Annotated in this window: 12 protein-coding genes; 6 read left to right on the plus strand and 6 right to left on the minus strand. The window is 46.8% G+C overall.

Going from position 1 to position 10,770, the window contains the following annotated elements; translation table 11 throughout:
* Positions 1-12 precede the first annotated feature (12 nt).
* Complete coding sequence (locus Q8K48_03195; GenBank protein ID MDP1851404.1) at positions 13-1,212, plus strand: hypothetical protein; 1,200 nt, start codon at positions 13-15, stop codon at positions 1,210-1,212.
* 15 nt (positions 1,213-1,227) lie between these two features.
* Here the strand turns inward: Q8K48_03195 and Q8K48_03200 are convergent, their stop codons facing one another.
* The 3 genes from Q8K48_03200 to xseA are packed head-to-tail and all read right to left on the minus strand — an operon-like array spanning position 1,228 to position 4,295.
* A complete protein-coding gene (locus Q8K48_03200; GenBank protein ID MDP1851405.1) occupies positions 1,228-2,877 on the minus strand; it encodes a fumarate hydratase in 1,650 nt (549 codons plus the stop codon).
* A 5-nt stretch (positions 2,878-2,882) separates the two neighbouring features.
* Positions 2,883-3,071 (minus strand): exodeoxyribonuclease VII small subunit, encoded by a 189-nt coding sequence (locus tag Q8K48_03205; protein MDP1851406.1) that lies wholly within the window; start codon positions 3,069-3,071, stop codon positions 2,883-2,885.
* Between the two features lie 9 nt (positions 3,072-3,080).
* A complete protein-coding gene (xseA, locus tag Q8K48_03210; protein ID MDP1851407.1) occupies positions 3,081-4,295 on the minus strand; it encodes an exodeoxyribonuclease VII large subunit in 1,215 nt (404 codons plus the stop codon).
* A 25-nt stretch (positions 4,296-4,320) separates the two neighbouring features.
* On the opposite strand from xseA, the gene Q8K48_03215 reads away from it, so the two are divergent.
* The 3 genes from Q8K48_03215 (at position 4,321) to Q8K48_03225 (ending at position 6,228) form a co-directional block, all read left to right on the plus strand.
* Entirely contained in the window at positions 4,321-5,277 is a 957-nt protein-coding gene (locus Q8K48_03215) for a 4-hydroxy-3-methylbut-2-enyl diphosphate reductase (GenBank protein MDP1851408.1), read from the plus strand.
* A 66-nt stretch (positions 5,278-5,343) separates the two neighbouring features.
* Entirely contained in the window at positions 5,344-5,667 is a 324-nt protein-coding gene (locus tag Q8K48_03220; GenBank protein MDP1851409.1) for a type II toxin-antitoxin system prevent-host-death family antitoxin, read from the plus strand.
* 6 nt (positions 5,668-5,673) lie between these two features.
* Entirely contained in the window at positions 5,674-6,228 is a 555-nt protein-coding gene (locus Q8K48_03225) for a hypothetical protein (GenBank protein ID MDP1851410.1), read from the plus strand.
* On the opposite strand, the gene Q8K48_03230 is transcribed toward Q8K48_03225, so the two are convergent.
* Together Q8K48_03230 and Q8K48_03235 are read right to left on the minus strand one after the other, a co-directional pair.
* Positions 6,212-6,619 (minus strand): hypothetical protein, encoded by a 408-nt coding sequence (locus Q8K48_03230; GenBank protein ID MDP1851411.1) that lies wholly within the window; start codon positions 6,617-6,619, stop codon positions 6,212-6,214. The genes Q8K48_03225 and Q8K48_03230 overlap by 17 nt on opposite strands.
* Positions 6,620-7,768 carry a DNA recombination protein RmuC gene (locus Q8K48_03235; GenBank protein ID MDP1851412.1) on the minus strand — a complete coding sequence of 383 codons (1,149 nt, stop codon included), beginning with the start codon at positions 7,766-7,768 and terminating at the stop codon, positions 6,620-6,622.
* Between the two features lie 51 nt (positions 7,769-7,819).
* Here Q8K48_03235 and ychF point away from each other — a divergent pair, with 51 nt between their 5' ends.
* Complete coding sequence (gene ychF, locus Q8K48_03240) at positions 7,820-8,893, plus strand: redox-regulated ATPase YchF (GenBank protein MDP1851413.1); 1,074 nt, start codon at positions 7,820-7,822, stop codon at positions 8,891-8,893.
* Positions 8,894-8,909: 16 nt separating this feature from the next.
* On the opposite strand, the gene Q8K48_03245 is transcribed toward ychF, so the two are convergent.
* On the minus strand, positions 8,910-10,262 hold the full coding sequence (locus Q8K48_03245) for an aspartate aminotransferase family protein (protein MDP1851414.1): 1,353 nt from the start codon (positions 10,260-10,262) through the stop codon (positions 8,910-8,912).
* Between the two features lie 68 nt (positions 10,263-10,330).
* Here Q8K48_03245 and Q8K48_03250 point away from each other — a divergent pair.
* Positions 10,331-10,770: aldehyde dehydrogenase family protein (locus Q8K48_03250; protein MDP1851415.1), on the plus strand; the 440-nt coding region annotated here is incomplete at its 3' end.

Raw genomic sequence — 10,770 nt, forward strand, 5'->3', positions numbered from 1 at the left:
GAGGGAAAGTTCTTGAAAATTATTGGGAGAATTTTTACAGCACGCTCTGGCTTAGTACAAATCGCTGTCGTAGCCGCACTTCTTGCACTTGGCGTACACCTTTTGGCGGTGGGGATTGTGGCCGAGATAGGCGATGTTCGAAGTTTCATCGCAGGCGCGATAGTTATTGTAGGGACGTTGGTGATTGCCTTCGCTATTCAATTTCGAGGTCTGGATGAGACGGTGCAATTCGGGGGTGTTGTGCCCATACTTAAAAATCGGCTTATCCAGATTCCAGATTATGATCTCACGGAAATGCTTGTGGAGACTTTCGGAGCCGTTACGAAAGAAAATGAGGCGTTGAGACTTCAGTGGGAGAATGAACCAATCTTGTCCTTAATTTCAGCCGAGTCTAAGGAAGCAGACGGCAAAAATCTAGAGGGGACCGGGGCATCATTGCTGCGCGAATCTCTCGAGTACGTGTATTTAGAGTTACTTTCAAGGCACCTTACTGAATATTTTTCCGACGATAGTTTCGCTGGAATGTGTCGCGAACACTCGCGCGATGATTTACTTCCATTAGTTGCATCGAATCGGGTTTTGGACTTACTCTCCCGCCCGCTCGAAGACCGAATCGTGTTGGTCGAAAACAAGAGCGATAAAAATCGGCATTTTACCGAGCTACACCGAGAGACTAAAATTGATGGATTGGTTGAGGAGAGAGTTTTAATTCAGGCAGGTGACGGCGAACACTTATACCGGAGACTTGAGTTAGTTCTACCTGCAGATGTGAAAATACAAAGGGTAGGTCCGGGGCACATTCGTTTGGATGGAAGAATTTTGAGGACGGATCTTAAAATTGATTTTGGAGGTTTAACGTCAAAACTTGATCACGAATTTCTTGATCGTTATATGAATATCTCTCCCCGAGATTTTTATGGACAAGGAGCCAATGCTGGGCAACTCTGGTCGGTTATGTTTGAATTTTCTTCGCACGTTAAATGGCGTGGAATTTTTACTTCCCGTGGCTGGAGACTTAATCGATGGGCAGAGTCTTTCGTGGAGGCTGCAAATCAATCGCTAGATATCAACGCCTTTTTGGAGCATTTGCAATGGAATTCTGTGAGGACCATTATTAGGTTGACATCACCTGCGAATCCACCAAAAGAGATAGTTAAACGCGCCAAGGTCGCCAATTCCAAAGAGACAAAGAAGCCAACCAAACGGGCTTAATCCATTCGGTAGGTTTTAGGGCCTCGGACCTATACGTAATGGCGTGCTGGTTTCGGCAAAGAAATCATTTCCCTTGTCATCGACGACGATAAAGGCTGGGAAATCTACGACATCGATTTTAAAGACGGCCTCCATACCGAGCTCTTCAAAATCTAGGACTTCAACTTTTGTGATGCACTCCAAAGCAAGTCTGGCCGCAGGCCCACCGATCGATCCTAAGTAAAAGCCACCGTTTGCTTTACAGGCCTCGGTGACGGCCTTAGATCGGTTGCCCTTTGCCAGCATGACAAATGAACCGCCTTTAGATTGAAAGTACTCAACATACGAGTCCATGCGCCCGGCCGTAGTTGGACCAAATGAGCCCGAGGCATATCCCGCTGGAGTTTTAGCTGGACCGGCGTAATACACCGCGTAATTCTTTAGATATTCGGGCATCGGAGCGCCGCTATCTATTGCCGCTTTAATTTTGGCATGGGCTAAATCTCGGGCGACAACTAATGTTCCGGTAAGGCTAAGCCGCGTTTTGACTGGGTATTTAGAGAGCTCGGCACGGATTTTCTCCATCGGCTGATTGAGGTCAATCGCTACAACGTCGTCATCTAAATGTTCGTCAGTTGTCTCTGGAAGAAAATGCGCTGGCTCTCGCTCTAGCTCCTCAAGGAAAATTCCCTCTTTAGTGATTTTACCCTTTGCCTGTCGATCGGCAGAACAGGAGACTGCTATTGCAATTGGAAGTGATGCACCATGGCGAGGCAGGCGGACAACTCGAACATCGTGGCAGAAGTACTTTCCACCAAACTGAGCACCAATTCCTAACTTTCTTGTTAGCTCTAAAACCTGTTGCTCTAAATCAATATCTCTAAAGCCATGACCAGTTGCAGCATCACCGGTAGTTGGGAGTGAATCCAAATACTTAGTGCTAGCTAACTTGGCCGTTTTAACGGTGTGTTCGGCACTTGTTCCACCGATGACGATTGCCAAGTGATACGGCGGACAGGCGGCAGTGCCAATCGAACGCAGTTTTTCATCGAGCCAATTCATGAAGGAAGTTGGATTTAAAATCGCCTTTGTCTCCTGGTATAAAAATGATTTATTTGCGCTACCCCCGCCTTTTGCGATGAAGAGGAAGTTGTACTCATCGGGATGATCGCTATCGGCAAATATTTCAATCTGGGCAGGAAGGTTATTGCCGGTATTCTTTTCCTCCCACATTGTCACGGGGGCCATCTGCGAATAGCGCAGATTCAATTTCGTAAAAGCATCATAGATTCCCTGCGAAATCGCAATCTCATCTTTTGAAGTAGTTAAAACTCGCTGGCCCTTTTTTCCCATTACCAAAGCTGTTCCTGTGTCTTGGCACATCGGCAGAACCCCACCGGCTGAGATATTGGCATTTTTCAATAAATCCGTTGCGACGAAGCGATCATTGGGTGATGCCTCTAGATCTAGAATGATGTTAGCCAACTGCTGCAAGTGTGCAGGACGCAAGTAGTGCGAAATATCGTGGATTGCTTCAGCAGTTAGTTTTTCAAGGGCCTCAGGTTCGACCTGCAAAAACTCTTTATCACCGTATCGCACGACAGTTACACCCTCGGTACCAACAAAACGATACTTCGTATCATCTTCACCTAAAGGCAAGAGTTCAGAGTATGAAAAATTTGGCATCTGATTTACGGCTTGACCGCATCCAATTTCTTCTTTGCCCCGTCTAACCACTCCTGGCAGATTTTTGTTAACTCTTCACCGCGCTCCCAGAGTTTTAAGGAGTCTTCGAGAGTGGCACTTCCGGTTTCAAGGGCGGCGACTACTTCAGCTAACTCATCGCGCGCGGCCTCGTATGAAATCTTCTTTTCGACCATAGGTTAAATCTACCCCTTTACGCTGTAGGCAGTCACTGTGGCATAACTCTCGCCCTTAGCTAAACGCAGGCGAAGCAAATCTCCAACTTTCAAAGTACTGGCATCGCGGGCAATGTCACCAGTGGATAACTGCACAACAGAGTAGCCACGATCTAATGTGGCTTGCGGTGAAAGTGCACGGACCCGAGCTTTAATCTGAGAAAGCTCCTCTATTGCTAGCTTGAGGTGGCCGCCAAAACTACGTAGAGAGCGCTCACGAAGAGCAAGAATTATTTCAGCGCGAGAAGTAATGAGAAGGTGGGGATCTCTCATGACCGGACGGTCTCTGAAGTTCGTCAATCTCGTTGTTTCTAAATCAATGAGATTTAATATTTTACGGCGGGCGCGATCACGTAGCCCAGATATCATTTCAATCTCTTCATTAATATCCGGCACGGCATGTTTGGCGGCATCGGTTGGGGTCGATGCTCGAAAATCTGCCACTAAATCTAATAATGGTGAATCTTTCTCATGGCCAATAGCGCTAACAATTGGAGTCAAACACGATGCTGCTAAGCGCACTAATCCCTCATCACTAAATGGAAGAAGATCTTCAAAGGAGCCTCCACCACGCGTGATGATGATGACATCTACATTGACATCGGCCTCTAATTCGCGCAAAGCCGCCGAAACTTCAGTTACTGCGGCGGCACCTTGCACCGTAACTTCGCGAATTTCAAATACGACGCTCGGCCAACGCCGCTTAGCATTTTCAACGACATCTTTTTCTGCATCCGTGTTTCTTCCGCAGATAAGACCAACTTTTTTAGGCAACAACGGGAGTTCTATTTTGCGATCTGAATCAAATAGACCTTCGGTGGCTAACAAAGACTTAAGCGCTTCAAGACGTGCAAGAAGTTCTCCAACTCCTACCTGTCGAATTTCTCGTGCCGATAAAGTCAGCGAACCATTTTTGGTGTACCACGTTGGCTTTGCATACAGAACAACGCGAGCATTTGCAGGTAATGGTTGAGCGGCGGCGATAACTGATTTATGGCACATAACCGAAAGGGACATATCAGCACTCGGATCGCGCAGACGAATAAATGCCATAACCCCGCTACGTTCGTTGAGTTCGCTGATTTCACCTTCAATCCAAATCGGGCCTAATCGATCGACATACTCTTTAATCGCCTCAGTGACGACCTTGACCGAGGCCGGGGATTCACTTGAACTTTCGAACATGAGATGAGCCTAATAGACTCACTCCATGGCTAAGAGAGTTCTCCTTGCTGCGCCCCGTGGGTATTGCGCCGGCGTTGACCGCGCCGTTATAACCGTCGAAAAAGCTTTGGAGCTCTATGGTGCCCCGGTTTATGTAAGAAAGCAGATTGTTCATAATGTGCACGTTGTCGCAAGCCTTGAGGCCAAGGGTGCAATCTTTGTCGATGAGACCGATGAGGTACCAGAAGGCAAGACCGTCGTTTTTTCGGCACATGGCGTTGCACCAAGTGTTCATGAGGAGGCGGCCATTCGAAAGCTAAAAACTATCGATGCCACCTGCCCCTTAGTTACCAAAGTTCATCATGAAGTTCGACGATTTGCACAAGAGGATGCTGAGATTTTGCTTATTGGCCACGAAGGTCACGAGGAAGTTGAGGGCACAGCCGGTGAGGCTGTAGGTCAGGTGCGAGTTATCGATGGTTTAGATGGCGCAAGAAGCGTAGTTCCGACACCTGGAAAGAAATTAGTCTGGCTTTCACAGACTACTTTGAGCGTTGATGAGACTTTATCGGCCGTTGCAATTCTAAAAGAGCGCTTCCCAGATATCCAAGATCCACCCAGTGATGACATTTGCTATGCAACGCAAAACCGTCAGGAGGCGATTAAAGCGATTTCGGCGAATGCTGATTTAGTAATCGTTGTGGGTTCACAAAACTCATCTAATTCAGTGCGTTTGGCCGAAGTCGCACTCGAATACGGAGCTAGGGCATCGCACTTAGTCGACTACGCCGAGGAGATACAAGAGCATTGGTTAACCGACGTTGAAACAATCGGTTTAACAAGTGGTGCATCGGTGCCAGAGATTTTGGTTGATGATGTTTTAGTGTGGCTAGCCGAGAGGGGTTACGGAGATGTTGAAACCGTGACGGCGATTCAAGAGTCGTTGCTCTTCTCTCTTCCTGCCGAACTCCGTAAAGATCTCAAAGCTGCTGGGCAGAATTAGTTTCGGGTTATCAAGAGTTACCTGGATTCGCCTTGAAATCTATATAGAAAACTGTATAGTTTTCCTATGGACAAAACCCAGTTTGAAACCCTGACGGTTTCTCAAGCTACCGAACGCGGAGTCTCTGCAATCCTGCGCCAAGCCTATAATGGCCAGCCCTTAATTGTGGAAAAACACGGAACACCTGTTGCGGCCATCATTGGAATATCTCGTTTTGATGAATTGGAAGAACTTGAGAGAGATTTGCGAAGCGCTTCACTAGTTCTTGCCCGCCTTGCAAGTGATCGCGGAAAACGGTCAACCCTGGACGAGGTCATAGCATCTCTTGGATATGATAGAGAAATCCTTGAAGCTGAACTCGAAAGCGAATTAAACGCTGGAATGCACTAATTTCACGTGCCGAGAGATAATAAATTAATTGTACACGTTCAATTTATTGAACCAGCTGTTGAGGATTTACTGAGATTATCTAAGAAGAATAAAGAGTTACTACGTCAGGTTCTTAAAAAGATTCTCTTAATAGAACGTAATCCAATGGCTGGCCATCCATTACTTGGTGGATTCATCGGTTGGAGAAAGTTGACGGTCGGTGATCGACATTGGCGAATAATTTGGCGAACACACACCGATGAGTCAGGCTCAGTAATAATAGAGATTGCCGAAATCTGGGCGATTGGAGCACGTGCGGATTCAAAGATTTACAAAGAGTTGCGAGATCGATTGGATACATTGGCGCCTAGTCAGAAAGTTCAAAGTTTAAGAGAGGTAATTGCATATTTAGGTCAAGGGGAAATGCCTGGTAAAGAAGTATCCATCCACGAACCAGTTCCTACATGGCTTGCACTTCGCTTACTGAAGAATCTTTATATATCTCAAGCAGAAATTGATTTAATGGATGCTGAAGGCGCGATGTCGATGTGGGAAAACTATTTAATTAACCGCGAACTTTAGGTAGTCTCTTTTTCGCCTTAGTGTTAAGGAAAATAAACCAGCCATATATCGTACCGATGATTAAATATGGCGCCTCACTTGCTAGGGCTGCAACGACATCGATTGCAAGGCGTGATGGTTTAAAGCCAACGAGGATGATTGTCCACAAAAGCGCACTAAAGGCAAAGGCAAGCGGTGGTGTAACAACGGCAACATATGTTGTTCCAGGGCGACCAAATCGGATTCCACCGTAAAAAGATAGAAGGATGATTACGCCAGTGATAATGCCAACACCACTTCGAAGCCACAGTTCAATATAGGTAAAAAGCCCGATGAAGAAAGTCTGCAAAATTATGATGCCCTGTTTCTTTAATCCCGGTCCTTGAATCGCAATCTTGCTGGAAAGGCTCATTTATCGCTCCTCTTCGCTGATCTCTTCGGCATCGATGAAATCATCATCGCCACCAATCTCATCGCTCTTTAACTCTCGCACCGAAGCAGGTGCCTCGGGATATTCAATGGCGAGTTTATCTTTGTCTCCGCTCACACCCAAGTTGTGAATCCTGCGGGCAGGGCTAAGTACCGTCTTTTCTGCCGTTGGAACTAAATCCTCATAAGCCTTAGCTGTGGAAGTAATCGCCTTACCGACGGCAACTATCTTGGTATGGAGCAGTGTAATATTTTTTAGAAATGTACTCGCAACCTTTTGAATCTCATCGGCGTTTTCAGCGAGTTTATTGCGTGTAAAGATGTAGCCAATAGTGCGTAGCAATGCCATCATCGACGTTGGAGTTGCAATCGTAACGCCGACCTTAAATGCTTTTTCGAGTAAATTCGGATCGATGCGCAAGGCTTCAGATAAAAGCGTTTCAAATGGAACAAAGAGCACAACGAAATCGGGGGAGCCCGCTGATTTGTGGTACCCGCGCTTTGCTAGCGCTTCGACATGTTTGAGCAAATCCTTGGTGTGCGAAGTTAAATACTCATCGCGCTGATTTTGATCTTCGGTCCCGAAGGCTTCTAGAAAGCGATCAAATGGAAACTTTGAGTCAATAAATATTGAGCTGCCGCCTGGCATCTTTACGGTGATATCTGGAATTCCAGAAGAGTCGGCATCGGTTGTAGATTTCTGTCGGCTGTATTCGTGACCATCGCGCAGACCCGCACCTTGAAGTAATAGTTCAAGTTGTGCCTCACCGAATTTTCCGCGAGTCTGCGTATTCGATAACGCCCCCGCTATTTTCTTCGTTTCATCGAAGATTGATTCTGAAGCGCGACGCATCTCGTTAATTGTTGTCTCGAGCTTTGCTTCCGCTTCGGTGCGTATTCGATTTGCCTCATTGGATTGGGTGGAGAGTTTTTGTACCGATTCTTTGACAGCGTTGAGTTCGGCATTTAACTTAACGCTCGATTCAGTTTTTTCACGCTCTGCCGCTAACTGGGCTTTGTAATCATCGAGCAGGGCACGATCTGCCACACCGGATTTCGAGGCGCGCAGAAGATAGCCGATTGCACCACCTGCAAGTAGGCCGAGGAGAAGCGTCACTATGTATGAAGGCATGGGGCTATCGTGGCAGGCAGTACCGACAATCCCGCGTAGGCTCTACTCCTTATGAGCCTCTCAATCGGAATCGTCGGCATGCCAAACGTGGGTAAATCCACTCTCTTTAACGCCTTAACCAAAAACAACGTTCTTGCCGCTAACTACCCCTTTGCCACCATTGAGCCCAATGTCGGGGTTGTAGGAGTACCTGATACCCGCTTAGCCGCCCTGGCTGCAATCGTGGGATCCCAAACCCTACTTCCGGCAGTCGTCTCATTCGTCGATATCGCTGGAATCGTAAAGGGCGCATCTGAGGGTGCGGGACTTGGCAATAAGTTCTTAGCCAATATCCGCGAAACCGATGCGATCTGCCAAGTTATCCGCGTTTTTAGCGATGGCGATGTAATTCACGTCGAAGGACGGGTAGATCCAGCCAGCGATATAGAGATTATTAATACTGAATTAGCACTCGCCGATTTACAAACAATTGAAAAGGCATTACCTCGATTAGAAAAAGAAGCGCGTATGCACAAAGAGCGCCAGCATATTGTCGATGCCGTTAAAGAGGCAGAAGCAGTTCTCAATTCAGGTAAACCTCTTTCGAGCAGCAAAGTCGAATTGCCTCTTATCGCCGAACTTCAGTTGTTAACGGCTAAACCATTTCTCTACGTCTTTAATGTCGATGCCGCCGAGTTAAATGATGCTGAACTACGCGCTAGTTTGTCGGCGCTCGTCGCACCGGCCGAAGCGATTTTTCTAGATGCTAAGACCGAGGCAGAATTAACTGAACTCAGCGATGAAGATGCACTTGAACTTTTACAATCAATCGGTCTTGAAGAGCCAGGGCTGGCAACGCTGGCTCATGTTGGTTTTCGTACTTTAGGTTTACAGACCTATTTAACCGCCGGACCGAAAGAGGTTCGTGCATGGACAATTCACAAAGGTGACACTGCGCCAATAGCGGCCGGCGTAATTCATACCGATTTCCAAAAAGGTTTTATTAAAGCTGAAATCGTAAGCTTCGATGATTTAATCGCGGCAGGTTCAATGGCCGAGGCCAAGGCAAAGGGCAAAGTTCGTATGGAGGGTAAGGATTACGTCATGCATGATGGCGATGTTGTTGAATTTAGGTTCAACGTTTAAGCACTCCTTAGTTGAACTAATCGCCGGTGTAGTACTTTCCGATTTCATCCAAAGCCTTATCCAGCATCTCAAGACCGAGCTTTGCATCTTCGACTGAGATATTGCATGGTGGGCACAAATGAATTCGATTGAAGTTATTAAATGGCATTAAACCATTCTTCTTACAGGCCGCTACTAATTCATTCATCGCTGGACTCGATGCACCGTATGGCGCAAGAGGTTCGCGCGTGGTCCGATCACTGACTAAATCAACGCCCCAAAAGACACCCGCACCGCGAATATCGCCGATAACTTTGTGCTTTTTAGCGAGCTCTATAAGCCCAGGTCCCAATACCGTCTCACCAATCATGGTGGCGTTTTCAAGCATTGCCTCTTCCTTCATAACATCGATAGTTGCAACGGCCGTTGCACAGGCCAGTGGATGACCCATATATGTCAGGCCGCCGGCAAAAACTTTTTCATCAAATGTCTTGGAGACGCTTTCGCTAATAACAACTCCACCCAGTTGGATATAGCCAGATGTAACACCTTTAGCAAAAGTGATTAGATCCGGGACAGTTGCGCCATGCTGATATGCAAACCATTTTCCGGTGCGGCCAAAGCCCGACATAACTTCATCGGCGATCCACAAAATTTTGTACTTATCACACAGCGCACGAACACCTTCGAGATAACCCTTCGGTGGCATTAAGACGCCGGCAGTTCCGGGCACGCTTTCAATCAATACCGCTGCGATTGTGTTAGGTCCTTCAAATATAATTGTCTCTTCGAGATGTTCTAAAGCGCGCGTGCACTCTACCTCTTCGCTCTGCGCCCAAAAAGAGGTGCGATACAGATAAGGACCGAAGAAATGTACGTGACCAAATGCAAACTCATTGGGGAATCTGCGTGGATCACCTGTTGCATTTATCGCAGCGCCAGTGTTGCCGTGATAAGAACGATACGTTGAAAGAACTTTATGTTTATGAGTATGCATGCGCGCCATACGGATTGCATTTTCAATCGCATCAGCGCCACCGTTTGTAAAAAAGATTTTGGCAAAATGCGCACCGGCTAATTCGACGATTCGCTGCGCCGCTTCATTACGTGCATCGTTTGCATGTTGGGGCGCAATAGTTGTCAAAACTTCTGCTTGTGCTTGAATAGCTTTAATAACTTTAGGGTGTTGATGGCCGATATTTGTAAAGACTAACTGCGATGAGAAATCTAAATAGGTTTTACCCTCGTGATCCCAAAAATATGAGCCCGAGCCACTTGCAACGGGCATTGGTGAAATCGCCCCTTGAGCCGACCATGAGTGGAAAACGTACTTGTGGTCTGCCGCACTTACTGCCGCCTGCTTAGCTGGATCATTTATTGGTGTGCTCATGAAAATAGCCTCTAACTTAAATAAGAAGTAATTGGCGCCATTCTAATGCCCTGAAGTAGATTGCACCTATGGATCAGATCACGCATTGGATTAACGGCGCCCTTGATACAACTACACCAGAACGCAGTGGAACTATTTATAACCCTGCCACTGGAATAGTCACCAAGAGCGTGGCCTTTGGTAATCCCGTAACCGTTGATCGTGCAGTTGATGCTGCTACCGCAGCTTTTGCAACCTGGCGCCACAGCTCACTGACTAAGCGCACCCAAGTTCTCTTTGCCTTTCGTGAGCTAGTTCAGCACAATAAAGAAAAAATCGCCGCATTAATTACGGATGAGCATGGAAAAGTTTTAAGCGATGCTTCAGGAGAAGTAACGCGAGGCCTTGAAGTCGTTGAATTCGCATGCGGAATTCCGCAATTATTAAAAGGTGGTTTCTCAGAAGAAGTCTCTACTGGTGTTGATGTTTATTCAATCCGCCAAGCCTTAGGACCTGTTGCAATTATCTC

The organism is Candidatus Planktophila sp., from assembly GCA_030681675.1.
Classification (GTDB): Bacteria; Actinomycetota; Actinomycetes; order Nanopelagicales; family Nanopelagicaceae; genus Planktophila.

Coding starts and splice junctions, on each gene's coding strand:
- xseA (MDP1851407.1), bottom strand. CDS start 4,295: ATGTTCGAAAGTTCAAGTGAATCCCCGGCCTCGGTCAAGGTCGTCACT.
- Q8K48_03215 (MDP1851408.1), top strand. CDS start 4,321: ATGGCTAAGAGAGTTCTCCTTGCTGCGCCCCGTGGGTATTGCGCCGGC.
- Q8K48_03200 (MDP1851405.1), bottom strand. CDS start 2,877: ATGCCAAATTTTTCATACTCTGAACTCTTGCCTTTAGGTGAAGATGAT.
- Q8K48_03230 (MDP1851411.1), bottom strand. CDS start 6,619: ATGAGCCTTTCCAGCAAGATTGCGATTCAAGGACCGGGATTAAAGAAA.
- ychF (MDP1851413.1), top strand. CDS start 7,820: ATGAGCCTCTCAATCGGAATCGTCGGCATGCCAAACGTGGGTAAATCC.
- Q8K48_03220 (MDP1851409.1), top strand. CDS start 5,344: ATGGACAAAACCCAGTTTGAAACCCTGACGGTTTCTCAAGCTACCGAA.
- Q8K48_03245 (MDP1851414.1), bottom strand. CDS start 10,262: ATGAGCACACCAATAAATGATCCAGCTAAGCAGGCGGCAGTAAGTGCG.
- Q8K48_03205 (MDP1851406.1), bottom strand. CDS start 3,071: ATGGTCGAAAAGAAGATTTCATACGAGGCCGCGCGCGATGAGTTAGCT.
- Q8K48_03235 (MDP1851412.1), bottom strand. CDS start 7,768: ATGCCTTCATACATAGTGACGCTTCTCCTCGGCCTACTTGCAGGTGGT.